Origin of the sequence: Prevotella herbatica, assembly GCF_017347605.1 — a bacterium.
GTDB lineage: Bacteria > Bacteroidota > Bacteroidia > Bacteroidales > Bacteroidaceae > Prevotella > Prevotella herbatica.
The window spans coordinates 1,492,486-1,516,000 of sequence record NZ_AP024484.1 but is presented as its reverse complement, the minus strand read 5'-3'; the positions used below and the strand labels follow the sequence as shown (position 1 = coordinate 1,516,000).

The window sequence follows — 23,515 nt, the reverse complement described above, 5'->3', positions numbered from 1 at the left end:
TAATCTTTTAAAAATATTCAGTTATGAAGACATTTAAAATTTCCTTTTTAATGATTTTGGCATTAGCGTTCACATTGACGATAAGCGCCAAACCTAAGATTCGTATAATCGCTACCGGTGGTACAATTGCCGGTGTAAGTGCAAGTGCCACATCTTCTGCTTATGGTGCAGGACAAGTTGGCATACAAACTCTTATTGATGCTGTTCCGCAGATCAAAGATCTTGCTGATGTAAGCGGCGAACAGCTTGTGAATATTGGTAGTCAGGATATGAACGACGATGTTTGGTTGAAACTAGCAAAGCGTATTAATCAACTTCTAAACGAAGAAGGTTACGACGGTGTACTCGTTACTCATGGAACAGACACAATGGAAGAGACCGCATATTTTTTGACTCTTACCGTTCATAGTGACAAACCTGTTATTCTAGTTGGTAGTATGCGTCCTTCAACAGCAATAAGTGCTGATGGTCCAGCCAATCTGTATAATGGTGTGGCAGCTCTTGTTGATCCAGCATCAAAAGGTCACGGTGTAATGGCTTGCATGAACAATAAACTCATTGATGCAAAGTCTCTTATTAAGACTAACACTACAGACTGTGCTACATTTAAGGGTACTTATGGAGAAATAGGATATGTTTATAATGGTAAGCCATATTATATCCTTGAACCTACATACAAGCACACAACACAGAGTGAATTTAATGTAGACAATCTTACTAAACTCCCATTGGTTGGTATCGTATATGGTTATGCTAATGCATCTCCACTTCCAATGCAGGCTTTCGTAAACGCAAAGTTTGACGGTATAGTTTTGGCAGGTGTCGGTGACGGCAACTTCTACAAAGATGTTTTTGACGTAGCAGTAAAGGCACAGAACAGCGGAATTCAGATTGTTCGTTCAAGCCGTGTTCCAACAGGTCCAACATGTCTTAACGGTGAGGTAGATGACAGCAAGTATCACTTTGTTGCAGCCCTAAACCTTAACCCGCAAAAAGCACGTATTCTTCTTCAGTTGGCTCTTACAAAGACACACGACTGGCAGCAGATTCAGAAATACTTCCAGGAGTATTGATGCTCACTATATGTGTTCTCTCATAAAAAATTTACGAAAAGACTTTTATAAAACTTAAGCATCAATAAAACTATGAAGAAAATGTTGATAATAAGTGCATTACTTGCTGCAACATTAACAGCAAGCGCACAAGGAGAAAATACCGGTATGGGCGGCAATGATGGTAATTATAAATCACTTGCAGAAAAAGTGCTGAATTTGGAAAAGAAAAATGATGCATTCAACTTATATCTCAATTATGCTTATAGCTTTAGAGCTGATAAAGCAGACAGACAGGACTGGGCAACAGGATTTGCCAACAAGCAGTTGCGTCTTGAGATAAAAGGTAATATCGGTGACCATCTATTCTATCGTTTGCGTCATAGATTGAACAAGGCTACAGATGCCAAGAGTCAAGATAATTTTGCCAAGGCTACAGACATTATGATGGTTGGATATAAGTTCAACAACAAGTTAAGTCTCCAAGCCGGTAAGATGTGTCAGATATGGGGTGGATTTGAATTTGATGAGAATCCTATGTATATCTACCAGTATTCTGATATGGTTGACAATATGGATAACTTTATGGCTGGTGTTGTGGCTTCTTATAAGCCAGTTCCTTCTCAGGAAATTGCTGTTGAAATTTCAAATGCCAATAATGGCAAACTTGTTAATGAATATGGTGCAGGCGCCAAGTCTATTGAAAGTGACGGAACAACAAGTCGTACTCTAGAACAAGCTAATAGTCCTCTTACATATATTGTAAACTGGAATGGTAGTTTTGCAGGTGGACTTCTCAATACTCGTTGGTCATGGGGTACTCAGACTGAGGCTAAGAACAAATATTCAAGAATGTTTGTACTTGGACAGCAGTTGGCATTACCAAAAGCTCAATGGTATTTCGACTATATGGGTGCATGGGATGCTCTTGACAGATTAAAGATTGCAAGTAGCGAACTGTCTATGCCTACAAGCGATGGTCAACCTGTTGCTGATAAGAACATGTACTTCAGTGATGTGCATTACAATTCATTTATAACAAAACTTAATTGGCAATTCGCTCCACAATGGAATTTCATGGTAAAAGGTATGTATGAGACTGCAAGCGTCAGTAAGATAGAAAAATACAAAGACTATAGAAAGTCATTTGCTTATATTGGAAGTATAGAATACTATCCTATAAAAGATCAGGACTTCCGCGTATTCCTTTCTTATACAGGACGCAAATACGACTATAGCGAGAAGTGTGGACTTAAAGACTATAACACGAATCGCATAGAAATTGGTTTCATGTATAGGATAAAGGCATACTAAAAAATATGCTAAGGTAAAAAGATTAATTTGATAAAATAAAAGTGTAATTTTGCACAACAACAAATTGAGAGTTGACATGCTTAATAATCATGTTGACTCTCTACAAAAAAATAAACTCAATATTATGGCAGAAGAAAAATTTAGATTAGAGTCTGATCTCTTAGGTGAATTAAAAGTTCCAGTTGATGCATATTATGGTGTACAGACACAGCGTGGCATCAACAACTATCATATATCACGTAAGAAGATGCGTGACTATCCTGATTATATAATCGCAATGGCATACGTTAAATTGGCTGCTATCCAGACTAACCATTCGCTTGGTGTGATCAATGATGAAATATCTGGCGCAATAAGCAAAGCTTGTCAGGAATTAATTGACGGTAAACTTCACGAAAACTTCCCTATTGACATGATGCAGGGTGGGGCAGGTACATCTGTAAATATGAATGCCAACGAAGTTATTGCTAACCGTGCGCTTGAAATAATGGGTCATAAAAAGGGAGAGTATCAGTATTGCTATCCTAACGACCATGTGAATTGCGGACAGTCTACAAATGACGTATATCCTACATCAATAAGATTAGCAATAATCAGAATGAACAAAAATCTTGTTTCAAGCCTAACAGGACTCATAAGCGCATTGCGTTATAAGGGTGAGGAATTTAAGGATGTCATCAAGATGGGACGTACGCAACTTCAGGATGCTGTGCCAATGACCAGCGGACAGGAATTTAGTGCTTATGCTAACAACCTTGAAGAGGAAATATTGAATCTTGAACGTAACGTGAAGTTGCTTCATGAAATTAACATGGGTGGTACTGCAATTGGTACAGGCCTTAATGCTGTTCCAGGATTTGCTAAACTATGTGCAGCTAATCTTAGCAAGCTTACTGGCGAACCTTTCGTTTCAGCTACCGACTTAGTAGAGGCTACTCCTGATACTGGTGCATACGTTAGCTACTCTTCAGCATTGAAGCGTCTTGCCATCAAACTTTCAAAGATTTGTAATGACTTGCGTCTTATGGCATCAGGTCCACGTTGTGGTCTGAATGAGATTAATCTTCCTCCAAAGGCTCCTGGTTCATCTATCATGCCAGGAAAAGTTAATCCAGTTATTCCAGAGGTTACAAATCAGGTATGTTTCAAGGTAATAGGAAATGATACAACCATTTCTTTCGCTGCCGAAGCAGGACAGTTGGAACTTAATGTAATGGAACCAGTAATAACAGAGTCTTTGTTTGAGAGTCTGGTATGGTTAAGTAATGCAATCGATACGCTTGTAGAGGAATGTATTCTTGGCATAACAGTCAACAAAGAACGTTGCTATGAAATGGTAAAGAATTCTATTGGTATCGTTACAGCTCTTAATCCATATATCGGTTACAAGACTTGTACAAAGGTTGCCAAAGAAGCTCTTGAGACAGACCGTTCTGTATATGATATCGTATTGGAACAGGGATTGATGACACAAGAAAAACTTGATGAAGCTTTGAATCCAAAGAACATGCTTGTTTCTCATAAGTTTATAAAGTAGATCAACTATTATCAACTCAAATAAGTAAGGGGATTGTGTATAATATATATTACACTTTCCCCTTTATTATGTTATTACAATTAAGTAATTACTTAATTCATCATTATAAGCATATACTTTATAATATTCATTTGTTTTATAAAGTGAAATCACTATATTTGCAAAATATTAATATTAGAATATATGCAGATACTAATAGGCTGTGCTAAAATAATGACCGGATGTGCTACATCTGATATTTCATTTGCAACTGAACCTACATTTCAAAGTCATGCCAATGACAATGCAATGCAGATGTTGAATTATTCTGTTGAGGAATTATGTGAAATGTTGCATATAAACAGAGATATGGCTTTAGAAAACTGGAAACGTTTTCGTTCTTTCCATGATAACAGTATCCGTCAACCTGCCGCATTTTGCTATGATGGAATGGTTTACCAAAGACTTGCTCCTGAAACTCTTTCAGACAGTGAATTACTATATGCCAATGAACATCTTATGATTAGTTCTTTTTTATATGGTATCCTGCGTCCGCTTGACATGATCAATAAATATCGCTTGGAGGGTAACGTTACTCTTCCCAATCATAATTCAAAATCGATGTTTGATTTTTGGAAGCCAATTCTAACAGACTGGTTTATCAATAAAATAAAAGCTGATGATGGTATTCTTATCTACTTAGCTAGCGACGAAATGCGTAATTTGTTTGATTGGAAACGCGTAAAAAAAGAAGTAAAAGTAATCACTCCTAGTTTTAAAGTTGATAAAAACGGTAAACTAAAGACTATTGTTATTTATACAAAAATGTGTCGTGGAGCAATGGCACGCTACATCATTAAAAATAGAATTACCAATATAGATGAACTAAAATCATTTGAATATGAAGGTTTCAGTATTGATGATTCAAATGAAGAATGGAATTACGTTTTATAAAAATATCAATCTATCCGCTTGTGGATATTAGTCTATAAATCATCTTCTACAATATATATGACAATGAAAAATAAAATTTTATTTGCTGTTTTGTTTGCAATAATATCGCTACCTATTTTTGCACAAAATAATAATTCGGATTCGATCGCAAAGTCTTTGAATGACAGGTGTATAGTTTCTATAGAAACATCTTTAGGAAATATTAGAATCGCCCTATATAATGAAACGCCCAAACATCGAGACAACTTTCTTAAACTAGTAAAAGAAGGGTTTTATAATGGTATTTTGTTTCATCGCGTAATACCTAACTTTATGGTTCAAACAGGTGATCCTTCAAGTAAAACGGCTGTTTCTGGTCAATTATTAGGCAATGTATCCCTAGATTATACCATTCCTGCTGAAATAAGGTTTCCTCAATATTATCATAAGCGTGGTGCTGTGGCAGCAGCCCAAGAAGAAAATGCAAAGGATCATGCATCATCTTCATGTCAATTTTATATAGTAACAGGAAAAACTTTCGGTCCAAAAATGCTTGACACAAAACTTAACGAACTTACTGAGAAATCGGGAGGAACAATTATCTTTAATGAAAAAATTCAAAACGATTATCAGACAATTGGAGGTACTCCACATCTCGACGGACTATATACAGTATTTGGTGAAGTAGTGGATGGTATGGATGTAGTCGATAAAATACAAAATGTAGAAAGAGATAATAATAATCGCCCAATCAATGATATAAAGATAGTCAAGGCTACTATTGTAAAAGACCTTCCAATAAAGAAATATTCAACTACTCAAAAAAATAAAATGAGTAAGAATAAAATTTCAACCAGTAAGCGATAAAGCTTACAATATATATTTATGTAACCTATTAACGGAATTAAATCAGTGCTTATTAAATTCTGCCAATAGCATTGCGATATATTGCATTCCTTTTCTATGCTATTAGCATTCTTTATTCCATCTATAATAGAGTAGAAATAAAACCCAATTACTATACAATAAAAAAGAGCTAAACAGTTAATAAACTATTTAGCTCTTTAAAGTGGTGCGCCCGATAGGACTCGAACCTACACAGCGTGAACTACTAGATCCTAAGTCTAGCGCGTCTACCAATTTCGCCACGGGCGCTTTTGCGGTTGCAAAGGTACAACTTTTATTTTAAATACAAAATATTTAATTGTTTTTTTTAGTAAATCATCATTTTCATCAAAAAAAGTTATCCACAAAAAGTGTTGATAACCATGTTGAAAACTACTGTATAAGGAAGTTAATAACTATGTAGATATCCACACACCAATATCCACCCCCTTCATATTGTGGATATCCACATAGTTTTGAAATACTTTTTACGAAGTTTTCCACTAAAAAATCACAGAAAAAGATATAAACTTATTAACTTTGCAGAAAATACCGGAATTGTGGATAACTCTCTATCTTTCTGATATTCAAGAAGAAATTATTAGTTATAGGTGTGCATAAGTGATAGACAAACGTTGATAATAGAAAATGCAAATATTTGAATATCATTTTATCAACTTATCAACACCACATCATACTACTCTTATTTCTTTTTATTAAATAGAAAAATAAATAATATAATAATAATATAGTGTGAATTAATCTGTTTAAAAATTAAAACACTGTATGAAAGATAAAAAAAATATGGTAAAGAAAGAATGGATAGAAAAGGGATATGTAGACGAACCTATTGACAAGTCTATTGATCTTAAAGCTGAGATACGCAGAATGTGTAAAGAGAAGGACGCTATTATTCTTGCCCATTATTATACAATTGGTGATATTCAGGATATTGCTGATTTCATTGGCGACTCTTTGGCTTTAGCTCGTAAGGCTGCTGAGACTGATGCTAAGGTTATGGTTATGTGTGGTGTACACTTCATGGCTGAAACTTGCAAACTTTTGAGTGAAGACAAAATTGTGTTGTGTCCTGATCTCACTGCTGGTTGTTCTCTTGCTGACAGCTGCAAGGCAGAAGACCTAAAGAAATATAAGGAGGAGCATCCTGAATATAAGGTTATAAGTTATGTAAACACAACAGCTGCAGTGAAAGCTCTTACTGATTGTGTTGTTACAAGTGGAAATGCAAAAAAGGTTATAGATAGTTTCCCTAAAGATGAAAAACTTATATTCGGTCCTGATTACAATTTAGGAAACTATATAAACAGCGTTACAGGTCGTAATATGTTGTTGTGGAATGGTGGATGCCATGTACACGAAAAGTTCTCTGTTGAGGAAATTATAAAGCTTAAGAAAGAACATCCTGACGCAATTGTAATGGCGCATCTTGAATGTAAAGCTCCTATTCTAGCTATTGCTGATATTAAGGGTTCTACTGCCACTATGCTGAAATATGCTCAAGCTAATGGTAAACATGAATATATTATAGCCACAGAGGCTGGTATTCTTCACGAGTTGGAACGTACGTGTCCTGAGGCTACATTCTACCCAGTTCCACCAGAAGTGTCTGAGGGAGGCTTAGGATGCAGTTGTAATGAATGTGAGTATATGAAGAAAAATAGTCTTGAAAAGATATATAATACGCTAAAATATGGTTGGCCGGAAGTTGTGGTCGATTCTAAAATAGCAAAAGACGCAGTTAAGCCTATTGAAAAGATGCTTAGTCTGAGTTAAATGATAATGGAGGATAAATTAATATTTATCCTCCATTATTTTTATCATGATGTTTTTTTATAATTTAAGTTCTTTCATCAATTCTTTCATTCCGTCGCTGGCACCCATTTCAATGTGTTTTATATGATGATAGTTATCTGTTTTAACAGGACTTGGATCTATCAAATATATAGGTATTCCGGGATTACAGTATTGTATTAGTCCTGCTGCTGGATAAACATTAAGGCTTGTGCCTACAATAACAAATATATCTGCCTTTTGTGTTTCTTGAGCCGCAGGTTCAATCATAGGCACACTTTCTCCAAAGAAAACAATGAAAGGGCGTAGCAGACTTCCGTCACCAGCTTTTGTTCCAGGATTCACATGGCTATGCTCAGGAGTTAATTGCTGAATATATTTAGAATTATATGGATTTATGCTAGAACAAACTTTTGTAAGGTCTCCATGCAGATGAATAACTTTTGAAGAACCTGCTTTCTCATGAAGGTTATCTACGTTTTGAGTGATAACTGTTACATTGTATTCTTTTTCAAGTTCCTTTATCAGTTTATGTCCATTGTTTGGTTGTGCATCCCATAGTTTACGTCTTAGCATATTATAGAAATTTGTTACAAGAGTTGGATCCTTTTCCCATCCTTCATGAGAAGCAACTTGTTCTACAGGATAATTCTCCCATAATCCATCATTACCTCTAAAAGTTTTGAAACCACTTTCCACCGACATTCCGGCACCTGTAAGAAATACTATTTTCTTCATAGCGAATAAGCTTTAAAAATTTATGTTATGCAAACATACATATTTTTTTTGTATTAAAATATTCAGAAAGAGAATAATTTTTAAATTCATAGTATTTATTATTGCTCTGAAATTTGATATGCAAGTCTTTCTGTTCCGTTATGTGTATGTATTATTCCGCAATATTCAAATCCCATTTTGCACAATAAACTTTGCATAACTTTATTATCATTATGAGTATCTATACGTATATTTTTAATCTGTTTTAAGCACCATTCAATACAGGTTTTTGTAATACCGTGAGTAGTTCCATTCGATGCAAGTCTGTGAATAACACCATAAGGCTTATCATTCAACCATTGTCCGCTATATATTTTTTCGTAAGTAGGGTCATCGCCAATAATAAAAGTAAATGCACCTACAATATTACCTTCATCATTTTTACAGATAAAACAGTTACCATTAATGATATCTTCTGTAATAATTTCTATTGACGGATAACCATTAATCCATTGATTTGGATTTCCATTATCTGCCATAAATTTGCGTGCTTTGTCATATATAGAAACAATCAATTCTATATCATCATATACTGCTTTTACTATATTCATGTTCTGAAATATTTTAATCATGTATGTTTATTTATCTGCTAAGTTAATTATTAATTTAGATTCAGCAAATACAATCATAAAAAAATAATAAGATATAACGATAACGTATTTAAAATTATATTAAATATGTTTATACATTTCAAAAATATAAATGATCTATAAATAAGTTTTAGTATTTAACTATTAATGTATATAAAGCATTAGTATTCGAATAAATATAGTTTTCTCCACCATAAAAAGTTTTTTTGATGTCACTAATGTCACTTTGTCACAAACCCTTTATTTATAAGGCTTAAGCGAGTGACATTAAGTGACATTATCGGGCTAAAAGTGACATTAAATTCCAAATCATACTTGTTTTTAGCGTTTTATTAGCAATTATGGTATTTAAATAATACATCAATTTTGTATTTTTTAAATATAATAGAATTTACATATATATTTTTAGGTATGATGAGTTTATTACAAGTATGTTATATAATTTGATATTAATAATCTAGTTATTTTGAACGTTGTTTATATACTTATAACTTCCATAAATAACACTGTGTGAAAAATTACCCTAACCATTGGGTAATTCGATTACCTCAGTGCTTGGGTAATTCAATTACTCACGTTGGGTAATCGGATTACCTAACGTGAACAACTCGATTACCCACGTTGTGTAATCCAATTACCCAACGTGAAAAATAGGAGTGTTTAGCACATGTAATTAGTATATAAAAAGAATATTTTAATGATACTATACTGACTATTCAAACTATTATTTGTTCACAAAACAGTATTTTACAATCATATAAACTTAACCATAAGGAAAATATTTATAATCAATGCTCTGTTATGGATGAAAAAGTAACGATATAGGTACCGCATATTTTGTGAAAATTCGCCAAAATATGGTGCTATTTTAGATTTAATGTCACTTTTAACCCGATAATGTCACTTAATGTCACTCGCTAATCCCTTATAAACAAAGGGTTTGTGACAAAGTGATATTAGTGACATTAAAAAAAAATTTTCTGGTAGAAGCTGTGTTTTTAACCTGAATAGTTTAGATTTATTGTTAAATAAGTTGTCTTATCTTACCTGATTGGTTGTCATTCATACTAATATGGTTGATAAAAAAAGTTCTTTCAAGAAAAGAAAATGTGTCTATTCAAGAAAGAACTTTCGGTTTTTCATACTACTTATTTTATACGCTTTATTATCATGTCGGCAACCTTCTTTCCCGACATAAGCATACCACCGAAGATTGGACCCATACGTGGTGTACCTGATACTGCTGAAGCAGCCATTCCACATACGTATAATCCTGGATATATTTCTTTTGTACCCTTTACTACTTCCTCTTCACCAGCAATGACATCAAGTGAACGTTCGCCAATTACTCCTCCTGTTTCTGTGTCTAGTCTGATACCATTTTTTCTGGCTACTGTTTTGCATATCTCGCTGTCGTGTCCAGTACCGTCAATTACACATTTTGCCATTATATTCAATGGATCTACATGAAGTCCCTCACGAAGTACTGGAGTCCAGTTTACAACAACTCCACTTACAACGTTATCTTTAAAAACAACGTCTTCAACAGAATAGCAATTAAAAATAGTTGCACCAGCATGTACAGCATGATAAAGCAATGATGAAGTACTCTCTACAGAATCTATTGTAAATAGGTCATCATTGAAAGAAGCTGAATTAATGTCAAATTCGTTGATGATATCCATAGCCTCTTTCTGTATAACAACTTGATTAAACATCATAGCACCGCCCCACATACCACCGCCTGGTGATAGTTTACGGTCAAAAAGCGCAACTTTCAGTCCGGCTTTAGCCATGTAATAGGCTGCTACGATACCAGAAGGACCACCGCCAACAATGGCAACGTCAAGGTCCAGATTACTTTGTAATTTTTCAAAATAGGTATTTATGATACCCTTTGAAACTTGTGTCTCAATCATTTTTTGTTGTATTTATTTTGTTAGACAATCTTGTTCGTTTAAAGTATGGCTTATATGCATAGCACAGAAGTTAGGTCCGCACATAGTACAGTATTTACCACCAACATTATTTGATGTTTTGTAATATTCCAATGCTTTTTCAGGATCAAGAGACAGATTAAACTGGTCTTTCCATCTGAATTCATATCTAGCCTTACTCAATGCATTATCACGTATTGCCGCGCCGGGATGTCCCTTTGCTAAGTCAGCAGCATGTGCTGCAATCTTGTAAGTAACCACTCCTACACGAACATCATCTTTATTAGGCAAAGCCAAATGTTCTTTAGGTGTTACATAACATAGCATTGCCGTACCCAGCCATCCTATCTGAGCAGCACCTATCGCGCTTGTTATGTGATCGTATCCTGGAGCTATATCTGTCACGAGTGGACCAAGCGTATAGAAAGGAGCATTATGACATTTTTCAATTTGTCTGTCCATGTTCTCCTTTATTTTATTCATAGGAACATGTCCTGGACCCTCTATAAAGGCCTGTACGTTTTTATTCCATGCTCTCTCAATCAATTCACCCATCGTATCAAGTTCAGCAAATTGGGCTTTATCATTGGCATCAAATGTACATCCTGGTCTAAGTCCGTCGCCCAGCGATATTGCAACATCATATTTTGCGCAGATATCACATATATCATCAAAATGAGAATAGAGAAAACTTTCCTTGTTATGAGTGATACACCATTTAGATATGATACTTCCTCCACGGCTCACCATCCCTGTAAGTCTGCTTTCTGCTAAATGAATATTTTTCAGTCTTATTCCGCAATGTATAGTGAAATAATCCACACCCTGTTTACATTGTTCTATCAGTGTATCCCTGAATATATCCCAAGTAAGGTTTTCTGCTTTTCCGTCTACTTTTTCAAAAGCCTGATACATAGGAACCGTGCCGACAGGAACAGGACAGTTTCGTAATATCCATTCTCTTGTTTCGTGAATGTTTTCACCTGTAGACAAATCCATGAGCGTGTCACCTCCCCATTTACAGCTCCATACAGCCTTTTCCACTTCTTCGTGAATTCCGGAATATGTAGCAGAATTACCTATATTTGTATTTATCTTAACTAGAAAATTACGCCCTATAATCATAGGTTCAGATTCTGGATGATTGATGTTTGCTGGAATAACAGCTCTTCCTTCGGCGATCTCGTCACGCACAAACTGAGGAGTGATATGGGTTTCTATGCCTAATTCTTCACAGTTCATGTTTTCGCGTATTGCTACATATTCCATTTCTGGAGTTATAATTCCATGTTTTGCATAATACATTTGTGTCGGAACACTTTCTTTTCGCTTTTCAATCCATTGTTCTCTTAGCTTAGGCAATCCTTTCTTCAAATCAATTTTTACATTAGGATCACTATATGGTCCACTTGTATCATATACGTAGACAGGATAATTAGGTGTTTCGCTTCTCTTTCCGTCAACAATTTCTATTGTCGGAGTGAGATTAATCTTTCTCATGGCAACCTTTAGTTCTGGGAATATTTTACCATTCATGTAAACTTTCTCAGAATCAGGATACGAGAATTTAATATTGTTGTTCATTTAATATTTATATTATAAGTGTTGTTTATTATCTGTTTCATCTTTTCTACAGGATTGTTGGCATTTATCACACATCCACTCAATGCTATTCCATTAATCCCAGTATTTAATATAGGCTGTATGTCTTCATCAACAATACCACCTATGGCAACGATAGGAATATCAATATTCCGTTGTTTCATGTCTGATATTATTTTATTATACCCTTCCAGTCCTATTATTGGAGAAAGATTTTTCTTTGTTGATGTAAATCTGAAAGGTCCACAACCAATATAGTCTGCACCTGAATTATATATATCAACGATATCTTCAATCGTGTTTGCTGTACCACCGATAATATATTCTTTTCCAAGAATATTTCTAGCTTCGCCTATCGGCATGTCATTTTTGCCTAAATGTACTCCATCGGCATTAAGCAGTTTCACTAGTTCAACATGATCATCAATAATGAATTTAGCCCCAACACTTTGGCAAGCAGGTTGAATAATTTTTGCAACACTGCATATTTCAGCTATATCAGCATCCTTCATGCGAAGTTGTATCCAGCGACATCCACCTAGTAAAGCCATCAGTGCACCTTCTGCATAAGTTATATTGGCAGTCTTGTGAGTAATGAATTGTACCTTTTCTATTTTCATTTGTGATTTATTTTTTTCATTTTCATTGGATTGAAAAAGTGGTTTAACGGTCCGTGTCCTTTGCCTATAGATACATCAGCACCTTCGGCTATTGCCATTGTTACATATTCTTTTGCCTCTTTCACAGCATTAATCAAACTCATTCCTTGTGCTAGATATGCAGCTATGGCAGATGAAAATGTACATCCTGTTCCATGAGTATTTTTACTGTCCACAGTTTTACCGTTAAATTCATGTTCTTCATATATTCCATTTTCTTTGCGTTCAATAAGAATGTCGCATTTATTGTCACCTTCTATGTGCCCGCCTTTCACAAGTACAGCGCTACATCCATAATCCATTATATTTAGTGCAGCCACTTTCATATCATCCTTATTGTTTATTTTCATGTTTGCCAATACCTCAGCCTCATGGATGTTAGGAGTTACAACAGTAGCCATAGGCAGCAATTTTCTGCACATCGTATCTATTGCATCATTATCAAGTAATAAAGACCCACTGGTAGAAAGAATAATAGGGTCAACAACCAAATTGCCGTGATAATAAATAGACAATGCGTTTACAACAGCTTCTATGGTAGCCTTGTTACCCATCATTCCTGTTTTAATAGCCATTGGGCGTATGTCATTCATTATTGCATGGATTTGTCGTTCAATGGTATAAGAGTCTATAGGGCATGAAGATTCCACACCCATTGTATTTTGTACGGTAACATAAGTTATTGCAGATGCAGCATAAACACCCAATGCCGACATTGTTTTTATGTCTGCTTGAATACCGGCACCTCCGCTGCAATCACTGCCGGCAATAGATAAAGCTGTATAATAAAACATGCTCCACTTAATATAAGTGTCACGAGGAGCTACTATATATCAATATATATACATGGATATGCGAAAAGCGACTTAAAAAAGTCTCTCCCTTCGGCAGTACTAACTGCATCAGGTTCCACGGGTATAATCTCAGCCGACAGTTTGTCAGCACCCCTCTTTAGATAAAATCTAAATGATTTTCGCAGGCAAATATATATATTATTTTTAAAACAAACAAGCTTTAGTATCTTTTTGTTTTTAAATAATTATTTATTCCCGTAGGGAATGTTTTTTTTCAAATATGCAGATATCTATGAAAAAAATAACTGTCAATAAGCTATTTCAAGTTATTGACAGCTGAAGCTAATTGATCTAAAGCTTGTTTTAATACAGAGCGTGATGTTGCTATATTCATCCTCATAAAACCTTCACCTCCTTGACCGAACATTTCTCCGTCATTAAGAGCTAGATGGGCTTTGTCTATAAACAAATCAAGTAGATCTTTATGGTCTAAATTTAGTTCACGACAATTAAGCCACACAAGAAAAGATGCCTGTGGACGCAAAGGATGTATTTGTGGAATATTCTCTTTACAATAATCTTCTACAAACCGTATGTTGTCTTCAATATACGCAAGCATTGACTTTCGCCATTCTTCGCCTTTTGTAAAGGCTGCTATTGTGGCAATAGGGGCAAATATATTAGCTTCATCAAGTTCATTAGCTTTAATCCAGCCATAGAATTTTTTACGTATGTCAGAATTTGGAATAATGGCATAGCTTGAAATAATTCCAGCTATATTGAATGTCTTTGTTGGTGCCTGAAAAGTTATGCTATTTTCTCTGGCCTTATCACTAACTGTTGCAAAAGGTATATGCTTGTGTCCGAATATAGCCATGTCGCAATGAATTTCATCAGATATAACAAGCAGATGGTGTTCATAGCAGAAATCAGCTAGCTTTTGCAGTGTTTCTTTACTCCAACAAATACCTGCTGGATTATGAGGATTGCAAAGTATGAATATTCGACATTTGTCATCACAAACTTTTTCAAGATTATCAAAGTCCATATCATAATAGCCATCATCACGTCTTTTTAAAGGATTAAAAACGACTTCACGATCATTTCCTTCTGGAGTTAATCTGAAAGGATGATATACAGGAGTTTGTATAATTACTTTATCTCCAGGTTTTGTAAAAACATTAATTACAAGACCTATACCTTTAACTATTCCAGGTATAAACTTTAGCCATTCACGTCTCAACTCCCATTGATGATGTTCTTTAACCCAATTAATTATTGATTTCCACAATTCTTTAGGTTCGATAGTATATCCAAATAGTGAATGCTCAAGGCGTTTTTTCAAGGCATTGGTTATGAACATTGGTGTTTCAAAATCCATATCAGCAACCCACAATGGAAGTAAATCATTACGTCTCCATCTTGGTAACAATGCTTCATGCTTTAAATCTCCGCTACCTGCGCGATCAATAATCTTATCGAAATCATACGATTCCCTAGATTCATCTTTGCTGATTGTATTTTTGATATTTCTGTCCATATAATTATATATTAAGATCTTTCAATACTTTGCTTTATGTCTTCAAATAAATCTTCAACATCCTCCAAACCTATACTTAGGCGAATAGTAGTATCTAGCACATCCATATTGGCTTTTTCTATATCAGAAAATAATCCGAATATTGTACTTGCTGGATGTATTGCTAACGTGCGGTTGTCGAATAGATTGGTGGCACGATGAATAAGTTTTAAGTTATCAATGAAGTTAAAACACGCCTTTTGACTTTCTAAGTCAATACATACCATCGCTCCGGCTGTTTCTCCAAACTGTTGTTGTGCTAGTTTATGATATGGATTTTCTTTAAGTCCCACATAGTTTACTTTTTTAACTCCTTGCAAAGTTTGCATTTTCTTCGCCAATTCAAGAGCATTAGACGACTGTACTCTGTAACGTGCATTCAGAGTTTCAAGTCCGATAGTTTGCATGTATGCAACCTGCGGAGTCATATATGCTCCGAAATTAAACAACATTTCATTTTTCATACGGTTGCTAAATCCTTTTGCAGTACCGTAATCTATAACGACTCCTCCCAAAGATGTTGCACCACCACTCACATATTTAGTGCTTGATACAACTTCTATGTCTACACCAAGATTATGACTTGAAAATTGCGTAAAAGGTATAGTTGTTGTATCTGCTACCAATGGTATTTTGTGAGCATGAGCGATAGTAGCCAAAGCTGTGAGATCAGCTACTTCCATTTGTGGGTTTGTAATTATTTCAAGAAATATACAAGCTGTATTCTCATCAATTGACGTTTCTACTTCATTCATATTCGTTAGGTCACATAGTCGTGTTTCTACACCAAAACGTTTTAGAGTGTTATTAAGTAAGTCGAACGTATTACCGAATAAATGTTTGGATGTTACAACGTTTTTGCCTTGTGATGTAAGTGCTAACATCGTGTTGCTAATTGCTGCCATACCACTGTTCAGAGCTGTTACTGAATTAGCCCCAGTAAGGACTTTTACTCGTTCCTCAAAATTAGTGACAGTTGGATTTTCAACCCTAGAATAGTCTGGTGCATCAATACGACAGCAAAAAGCATCAGCCATTAGTTGAGCATTGTCAAACTCGTATGCTACAGCATTATATACCGGCATACTTAAAGCATCATAGGCGTCTCGTCGTCTATATGGAACATGAATAGCTTGTGTTTGTTTTTTCATTAATCTCTATTTATCTTTAATACCCCCAAAGTGCTTATATAGCTTTATAATAAACAAATATTATTTTTCTCGCTGACTACAAAGTTACTTATTTTTTTTATATATGATATTATTTAGCTACTTTTTTTATTGAAGACAAAGATACCTTCCCCACATAAAAATATTAATGGATAAAATGTAACAACATATTTCTTTGGTTTTCGCCTTAGAGATTTTTTGCGATAATTTTTCCATTACGATCAATTAGAGAATTAGATGGGATCAAACGTATTACACTTTTGCTTCATAATTTTATCCTTGGGTTTATTTATATTTCCATTTGCAAAATTAGCGTCTATTTACAATATAGGCAATCCCACTCACGTGGTATATTCCATACCTAAGATATGTGATAGTGCTCCCGCAAATATGGTAGAAAATATATATTTGAATATCGTTATACAAAATAATTCATTATATTTGCAAGTAGAAATAATTTTCCATATATGAAAAGAAATGCTTTTATAGTTATTTTATTGTCACTTGCTATTACTGCCTTTTCACAGCAAGCACGCAAGGATTTTAAAGTCGATCGTAGCTTGTCGGCAAGTAATTATCTGGCTTACCCTGGACCTTTGCAGAAAAAACTTACTCCTGCACCATCTGGATATGTACCATTTTACCTTAGTCATTATGGACGTCATGGCAGCCGCTGGCTTATTGGCGACCGTGATTACAATAGACCTGTAGCATGGCTTGAAAAAGCTGATTCTCTTGGTAAACTTACACCAAAGGGTAAGGAAGTACTTACCAAACTTCGTAAGTTGCGTGACGCTGCTATGGGACGTGATGGAGAACTTACTCAAAGAGGAGCTTTGCAGCATAAACAGATTGCAGAAAGAATGCTGAAAAACTTTCCACAGATATTTGCAGGAAAGGCTAATGTAGATGCTAAGAGCACTGTGGTGATACGTTGTATATTAAGTATGGAAAACGCTTTGCAGGAAATGGTAAAGATTAATCCTGAACTAAATATCACTCACGACGCAAGTTATCATGATATGTATTATATGAACTATGATGATTCTTTGTTATTTAAAAAACGTATGCCAACAAGTGCAATGGTACCTTATACTGAGTTTTGTAAAAACCATGAACATCCTGAGCGCGTGATGCGACTGTTGTTTAATGATGATGAGTATTGGAAAAATCACTTAAATGCCAATAAGTTATATGAAGTACTATTCAAACAGGCTAGCAACGTGCAGAGTACAGAGTTTCGTAACAGCATGTCATTATACGACTTGTTTACTGATGACGAGATTTATGATCTTTGGCAGATTAATAATGCGTGGTGGTATATCAACTATGGCGCATGCCCATTGAATGGAGGCAAGCAACCTTACAGTCAGCGTAACCTTCTTCGCAAGATAATAAGTGATGCTGATAGTTGCATAGCTTTGCCACATCCAGGAGCGACTTTGCGTTATGGTCATGACACAATGGTTATGCCACTTACATGTCTTATGGATCTTGACGGAATGGGTATGCAGGTCAGTGACCTTGAGCAGCTTGCTTACAAGGGATGGAACAATTACCGCATATTTCCGATGGCTTGCAATATTCAGTTGGTGTTTTATCATAAGAAAGGTTCTAAGGATATACTTGTTAAAGTACTTAGAAATGAAAATGAAGCTACATTGCCTATAAAGACAGATATAGCTCCATATTATCATTGGAAGGATGTGAGACAGTATTATCTCGACAAGCTAAACAAGTTTACAGAATAATAACTAGTAGACAGGCCTTAATCCTGAGAAAGGAATACGGCTATAGTCTTCAGTTTCACATAATTATAGCTGAGGTACATGTAACCCTTGAAACGGTTGCTGGTGCCCCAGCTATTTTTTGCAATAAAGTATTTCTTTCCGTTTTTGTCATGAGCTAACCCAATAAGCTCCATTACGTGGTCGTCGGTGGTTTGTCTGCTTTCAAACTCTTGTTGTCTCAAATCCTGAGTCACTGTTTGGTGGTTGGTTTCAGCAACACCTTCGCTGAAAGAAAATCCCGGTTCGCTCACGTCACCTTCCCAGCATACGGCTTTACCGTTTACGAGACTCTTTGTTATCATCGTCATCAAGGCTTCTATCGGAACATTTAAGAATTTGTCGTTCATAATGTTGTCTGGAGTTTCTAAGATAAATGATTCACCCATTACATGGTGTTTAAAACTTGTCACGTTTACATATTCATCATCACGACATACGCTGTGCGCAAATTCCTGTGGAGTATATTCTGCACCAAGCATGTGTACATATTTTGCCGGCATATATCCAATTTCCTCATCTAGTACATCATTTACTTTTTGATTAAGTGTGGTAAGATTGTTTACACTTTTTGTTGCCTGCATAATCTTACGACAAATGACATTGTAATTTGCAGGTTCTTTGGCGTTGTATGAATCAAATGGAACAATACCATAGTTTTGCATAAGATGAATAAGCAGACTGCCCATTCCTCGCATTGATATCGTATTTTTGCCTTTTGAAAGGTAATATCGTGTTGATGCATCTGTAAGCATCATTCTTGCAATATAGTCTGTGCTTAGGTTCACGGAATCTCCCATCATCAGGTGATTTGTTTCTATTGTCGCCAACATAGCGTAAGCCCAGCACAGTTGACTGTGCCCCTGGTCTTTCACTGGAGTTGTCTTCAGCATTACGTCGGTGATAAACGGATTTTTTTCAACAGTTTGTTTAGAAGGACGACCGCATGAAATCACGACAAGAGAGACACTTATATATAAAAGTATTTTTTTCATATTGCGCAAAGTTACAAATAAAATGAGTAATTTTGCACCCATGAAGGGAAAAATATCAGAATTTGAAGTAATGGCGCCTGTAGGCTCTCGTGAGAGCCTTGCCGCTGCAATACAGGCAGGTGCTGATTCCGTTTATTTCGGTATCGGCAAACTTAATATGCGCTCTCATTCGGCCAATCATTTTAATATAGATGATTTGCGCGAAATAGCTGCCACATGCAATGAGCATGGAATAAAGACATATCTCACTGTCAACACCATCATATATGATGATGATATTGCAACAATGAAGCAGATTATCGATGCCGCAAAAGAAGCTGGTATCAGTGCTGTGATTGCTAGTGACGTTGCTGTGATGAGTTATTGCACAGAAGTTGGTGAGGAAGTTCATCTTTCTACTCAACTCAATATTACCAATATCGAGGCTTTGAAGTTTTATAGTCGCTTTGCAGATGTTTCTGTCTTGGCACGTGAACTCAACATGGATCAGGTGAAGGAAATTCACGAACAGATTATAGCTCAAAACGTATGTGGACCAATGGGAAAGCAAATACGTATAGAGATGTTCTGTCATGGTGCCTTGTGCATGGCTGTAAGTGGAAAATGTTATCTCAGTCTTGCCAATGCCAACCGTAGTGCCAACCGTGGCGAATGCGTGCAGATATGCCGTCGTTCATATACTGTAACTGACAATGAAACTGGCAACGAACTGGAAATTGACAATAAATACGTGATGAGTCCTAAAGATTTGAAGACTATTCGCTTTATAGACCGCATGATGGATGCTGGTGTGAGGGTATTCAAGATAGAGGGACGTGCTCGTGGACCAGAATATGTTTATACAGTAGTGAAATGCTACAAGGAAGCTATTCAGAGTGTTCTTGATGGTACATTAACAGAAGAAAAGAAGGATGAGTGGGATGAGCAGCTTGCTAAAGTGTTCAACCGTGGATTCTGGGACGGCTATTATCAAGGACAGACGATGGGCGAGTGGAATAAGCACTATGGAAGTGCGGCAACTGAAAAGAAAGTTCTTGTTGGTAAAGTAATGAAATATTTCTCAAAGTTGGGTGTTGCTGAGGTAGCTGTAGAAGCTTCTGACTTCAATAAAGGTGAGAAACTCCTTATCACAGGTCCTACAACAGGAGTAATGTATCTCAATGCAGATGAAATACGTTTTGATTTGGGTTGTGTTGAAAAGGCAGAACAAGGTACAAGAGTTTCAATTCCTGTTCCTGGCAAGGTTCGCCCGAGCGACAAACTATATAAGTTGATTACCGTAAACGAAATAAAGGAGATTAAATAAGATGACCATAAATGAAGCCCAGAAAGAAGTTGTAGAGGAGTTTGAGGACTTTACCGACTGGATGGATAAATACCAGATGCTTATTGATTTGGGAAATGAATTGGACGTTCTCAATGATAAATACAAGAATGACAGCAACTTGATTGATGGTTGTCAAAGTCGTGTATGGCTGCAATGTGACCTTGTTGATGGTAAACTTCAGTTTACTGCAGATAGTGATGCACTTATTGTGAAGGGAATTATCGCATTGCTTATTCAGGTTCTTAGCGGTCACACTCCAAATGAAATACTTGATGCTGATCTTTATTTCATTGACAAGATCGGACTTAAAGAGCATCTTAGTCCTACACGCTCAAACGGTTTGCTTGCAATGGTAAAGCAGATTAAGGCATACGCTCTTGCATATTCTGTAAAAGCATAAAACAAAGATATGCGCAAGTTAAGGACAATAGAGATGAATAGGCTTTCTGTTGAGGAATTCAAGGAAGCTAAGAAATTACCACTGATCGTGGTTCTTGATGATGTACGCAGCTTGTATAATGTGGGTAGTGTTTTCCGTAGTGGAGACGCTTTCCGCATTACTGCGGTATATCTTTGCGGTATCACAGCTTGTCCTCCTAATGCCGAGATTCACAAGACTGCACTTGGTGGCGAGGATAGTGTGGATTGGAAATATTTTGGACGAACAGAGGATGCTGTAGAAGAATTGCATCGTGATGGTTATTTCGTATATAGTATCGAACAGGTTGAGGGAAGTACTAAATTACAAAACCTAGACCTTAATCCAGAAGTTAGCAAAGGCTATGCGGTAATAATGGGTAATGAGGTAAAAGGCGTTAAGCAGAATGTTGTAGATATGAGCGATGACTGTTTAGAGATACCACAGTTTGGAACAAAGCATAGTCTTAATGTCAGTGTAACCTCTGGTATTGTTATGTGGGAGTTTGCTAAGAAATTTATCTAAGTAAGTCTTATCTTGAAGGAGTATTATACACTTGGATGATACACTTTCTTAGCCTTTATACGTGATTTAATAGACCTAATGGTAACATTGCTTATTCCCATTATTTTTTCGGCAGTAGCGTCGTCTTTATTCATTGCGTTCACCATTATCAAGTATAGATATTGTTTAGGACTTAGATTTTTGTATTCATCATCAAGGGATGACACGAATGAAAGGTCCTTGTACTTATAATAGTCAACAAAATCCTGAAGATCCTGAGCTGACCATTTCACTATTGTGTTATTATCTAGTACGCTTTCATAGCAGCGTTTACCATTATATAAAGCCTTAGATTCGTTACTCTCTAAAACATTAATCTTCTGTTCCAAGTTTGAAATCTTAGAAATGGATTTATCTTTTGAGTTTTCCATTTCAGATATTTTCTTTTTGTATTCGTTTATTAGAAGACGGTTCTCAATTATTCCATGTTTTATTTTAGAGTTTCTATATTTTTGTCTGAAGATTAGTAATATCACAAACAACGACAGTAGCAATACTGCTCCAATCAAATATATAATTTGGCTTTTAAAAATTTGAGCCATCATCTCACGATTGTACTTTGCTTGAATATCGTTAAGGTTGTCACTTTCCTTAGCGTTGTCTATTTTCTTGTTAAGTTCAATGATGGAGTCTGCAATGTTTAATGCCTTCACATAGTTCTTTGATTTTCTATTCAAGTCGTATAGGGTGGATAGTTTCTTCAACAGTTCAAAGTCATTGGTTGGCAAAGGTGCTTTTTCCATAACTTCCTTTGCTTTTATTAATTTACCTTTTTCTATATACATATCTGCTACAACTGAATATGTGTATACATTAGAACTATTTTTGAAAGCTTTCTCTAAAAATTCATTTGCTTTTTTCGTATTTCCCTTATAAAAATAGTATTCTCCTATGTTACTAAACAATTTAGCTTGACTAAGTTTATCATAGTAGTTTAAATAACGTATAGCTTTTAGATTATATGCAATAGCCTTATTACTCATCTTTAGTTCTGAGTATGTATCAGATATATATCTTAAATCATGAGCTATGCTAGCTGTATCTTTAATCTTGTGTGCATAACTAAGAGCCTTTAATCCATAATTAAGTGCAAGATTAAAATGATTACACCAAAAATTTACAGTAAAAATGTTATCATAAATTTTCTGTATTAATTTTGCATCAGCAGTTTTTAGGGCAATTTCTTCTGCTTTTTTAAGATATTCTATCGCTTCTTTCTTTTTTCCTCTGTCATAATACAATGTCATGGCTTTATAATTATATGCTTCAGCCAATCTACCTTCAGGTCCATTCTGTTTATAATAAAATATAGCATAATCAATGGAGTCGTTTTTCACTGGAATATATTTTATGTATTTTGTCTTTGTATTTAGCAATGTGTAAAAGGCTATATTTTCATCTCCATTTAGATTATCTGGATTAATGTGCTTTAAAATGTTATATGCCGAGTCAACACTATTTCTATCCAGGCATCCGTCTGCCATTTCCAATTTATGATTTATATTATCATGGCATGATGTAAACATCATGATTACGTATATTGTAGTTAATGCTTTTATGTTTATTTTCATCTTGTAGTCTTTTTATTAGAATCAGTAATTGCAATGCAAATATACAACTTTTTTTATAACTTTTAGTAACGATTTGTAATAAATTAGGATGATTAACTACAAAAAATCTAACTACAAAATCCTATTAATAACTGAATAATAATATCGTTTTTTGTTTATAATGTAATTTTTCCAGTCCCAATACTATCTGTTTTTGTTGCATTTGACCTGCAACAAAAATATCAAAATAAGTAT

20 protein-coding genes, 1 tRNA gene and 1 riboswitch are annotated in these 23,515 nt (G+C 35.3%); of the genes, 10 read left to right on the top strand and 11 right to left on the bottom strand.

The window, feature by feature from the left end; all coding sequences use genetic code 11:
• Positions 1–23 precede the first annotated feature (23 nt).
• The 5 genes from ansB to prwr041_RS05735 all read left to right on the top strand — a co-directional run bounded on the left by ansB (position 24) and on the right by prwr041_RS05735 (position 5,682).
• Positions 24–1,073 carry an L-asparaginase 2 gene (ansB, locus tag prwr041_RS05755; RefSeq protein ID WP_207155377.1) on the top strand — a complete coding sequence of 350 codons (1,050 nt, stop codon included), beginning with the start codon at positions 24–26 and terminating at the stop codon, positions 1,071–1,073.
• A 72-nt stretch (positions 1,074–1,145) separates the two neighbouring features.
• Positions 1,146–2,366, top strand: coding sequence for a porin (locus prwr041_RS05750; RefSeq protein ID WP_207155376.1), 1,221 nt, complete (start codon positions 1,146–1,148; stop codon positions 2,364–2,366).
• Positions 2,367–2,490: 124 nt separating this feature from the next.
• Positions 2,491–3,903: an aspartate ammonia-lyase gene (aspA, locus tag prwr041_RS05745; RefSeq protein WP_207155375.1), complete on the top strand. Its 1,413-nt coding sequence runs from the start codon at positions 2,491–2,493 to the stop codon at positions 3,901–3,903.
• Positions 3,904–4,086: 183 nt separating this feature from the next.
• Positions 4,087–4,836, top strand: a complete 750-nt coding sequence (locus tag prwr041_RS05740; RefSeq protein ID WP_207155374.1) for a YaaA family protein — start codon at positions 4,087–4,089, stop codon at positions 4,834–4,836.
• Between the two features lie 63 nt (positions 4,837–4,899).
• The gene (locus tag prwr041_RS05735) at positions 4,900–5,682 is read left to right on the top strand and encodes a peptidylprolyl isomerase (protein ID WP_207155373.1); all 783 of its coding nucleotides are present in this window, start codon (positions 4,900–4,902) and stop codon (positions 5,680–5,682) included.
• Positions 5,683–5,885: 203 nt separating this feature from the next.
• On the opposite strand, the gene prwr041_RS05730 is transcribed toward prwr041_RS05735, so the two are convergent.
• Positions 5,886–5,970, bottom strand: a tRNA-Leu gene (locus prwr041_RS05730).
• A 534-nt stretch (positions 5,971–6,504) separates the two neighbouring features.
• Here prwr041_RS05730 and nadA point away from each other — a divergent pair.
• On the top strand, positions 6,505–7,494 hold the full coding sequence (gene nadA / locus prwr041_RS05725) for a quinolinate synthase NadA (RefSeq protein ID WP_207155592.1): 990 nt from the start codon (positions 6,505–6,507) through the stop codon (positions 7,492–7,494).
• A gap of 57 nt (positions 7,495–7,551) precedes the next feature.
• On the opposite strand, the gene prwr041_RS05720 is transcribed toward nadA, so the two are convergent.
• The 8 genes from prwr041_RS05720 to prwr041_RS05685 all read right to left on the bottom strand — a co-directional run bounded on the left by prwr041_RS05720 (position 7,552) and on the right by prwr041_RS05685 (position 16,601).
• On the bottom strand, positions 7,552–8,250 hold the full coding sequence (locus tag prwr041_RS05720) for an SIR2 family NAD-dependent protein deacylase (protein ID WP_207155372.1): 699 nt from the start codon (positions 8,248–8,250) through the stop codon (positions 7,552–7,554).
• A 98-nt stretch (positions 8,251–8,348) separates the two neighbouring features.
• Positions 8,349–8,840 (bottom strand): GNAT family N-acetyltransferase, encoded by a 492-nt coding sequence (locus prwr041_RS05715; RefSeq protein WP_207155371.1) that lies wholly within the window; start codon positions 8,838–8,840, stop codon positions 8,349–8,351.
• A 1,187-nt stretch (positions 8,841–10,027) separates the two neighbouring features.
• A complete protein-coding gene (locus tag prwr041_RS05710; protein ID WP_207155370.1) occupies positions 10,028–10,798 on the bottom strand; it encodes a sulfide-dependent adenosine diphosphate thiazole synthase in 771 nt (256 codons plus the stop codon).
• A 12-nt stretch (positions 10,799–10,810) separates the two neighbouring features.
• Complete coding sequence (gene thiC / locus prwr041_RS05705; protein ID WP_207155369.1) at positions 10,811–12,400, bottom strand: phosphomethylpyrimidine synthase ThiC; 1,590 nt, start codon at positions 12,398–12,400, stop codon at positions 10,811–10,813.
• A complete protein-coding gene (locus prwr041_RS05700) occupies positions 12,397–13,038 on the bottom strand; it encodes a thiamine phosphate synthase (RefSeq protein ID WP_394370808.1) in 642 nt (213 codons plus the stop codon). The genes thiC and prwr041_RS05700 overlap by 4 nt, the downstream gene beginning before the upstream one ends.
• On the bottom strand, positions 13,035–13,871 hold the full coding sequence (gene thiD, locus prwr041_RS05695; protein ID WP_207155368.1) for a bifunctional hydroxymethylpyrimidine kinase/phosphomethylpyrimidine kinase: 837 nt from the start codon (positions 13,869–13,871) through the stop codon (positions 13,035–13,037). Before thiD ends, prwr041_RS05700 begins: the two co-directional genes overlap by 4 nt.
• A 70-nt stretch (positions 13,872–13,941) precedes the next feature.
• Positions 13,942–14,037, bottom strand: a riboswitch (TPP riboswitch).
• A gap of 150 nt (positions 14,038–14,187) precedes the next feature.
• Positions 14,188–15,411, bottom strand: coding sequence for a MalY/PatB family protein (locus tag prwr041_RS05690; protein WP_207155367.1), 1,224 nt, complete (start codon positions 15,409–15,411; stop codon positions 14,188–14,190).
• Positions 15,412–15,422: 11 nt separating this feature from the next.
• Positions 15,423–16,601, bottom strand: a complete 1,179-nt coding sequence (locus prwr041_RS05685; protein ID WP_207155366.1) for a trans-sulfuration enzyme family protein — start codon at positions 16,599–16,601, stop codon at positions 15,423–15,425.
• Between the two features lie 485 nt (positions 16,602–17,086).
• Between prwr041_RS05685 and prwr041_RS05680 the strand changes: the two genes are divergently transcribed.
• Positions 17,087–18,370, top strand: coding sequence for a histidine-type phosphatase (locus tag prwr041_RS05680; protein ID WP_207155365.1), 1,284 nt, complete (start codon positions 17,087–17,089; stop codon positions 18,368–18,370).
• A gap of 17 nt (positions 18,371–18,387) precedes the next feature.
• On the opposite strand, the gene prwr041_RS05675 is transcribed toward prwr041_RS05680, so the two are convergent.
• A complete protein-coding gene (locus prwr041_RS05675; protein ID WP_207155364.1) occupies positions 18,388–19,401 on the bottom strand; it encodes a C1 family peptidase in 1,014 nt (337 codons plus the stop codon).
• 40 nt (positions 19,402–19,441) lie between these two features.
• On the opposite strand from prwr041_RS05675, the gene prwr041_RS05670 reads away from it, so the two are divergent.
• Genes prwr041_RS05670 through prwr041_RS05660 form a run of 3 tightly spaced genes read left to right on the top strand, consistent with a single transcriptional unit; the run spans position 19,442 to position 21,671 of the window.
• The gene (locus tag prwr041_RS05670) at positions 19,442–20,707 is read left to right on the top strand and encodes a peptidase U32 family protein (RefSeq protein WP_207155590.1); all 1,266 of its coding nucleotides are present in this window, start codon (positions 19,442–19,444) and stop codon (positions 20,705–20,707) included.
• A gap of 1 nt (position 20,708) precedes the next feature.
• Positions 20,709–21,128, top strand: coding sequence for a SufE family protein (locus prwr041_RS05665; protein ID WP_207155363.1), 420 nt, complete (start codon positions 20,709–20,711; stop codon positions 21,126–21,128).
• Between the two features lie 9 nt (positions 21,129–21,137).
• Positions 21,138–21,671 carry a TrmH family RNA methyltransferase gene (locus prwr041_RS05660; RefSeq protein WP_207155362.1) on the top strand — a complete coding sequence of 178 codons (534 nt, stop codon included), beginning with the start codon at positions 21,138–21,140 and terminating at the stop codon, positions 21,669–21,671.
• 23 nt (positions 21,672–21,694) lie between these two features.
• On the opposite strand, the gene prwr041_RS05655 is transcribed toward prwr041_RS05660, so the two are convergent.
• Positions 21,695–23,281, bottom strand: a complete 1,587-nt coding sequence (locus tag prwr041_RS05655; RefSeq protein WP_207155361.1) for a tetratricopeptide repeat protein — start codon at positions 23,279–23,281, stop codon at positions 21,695–21,697.
• Positions 23,282–23,515 lie beyond the last annotated feature (234 nt).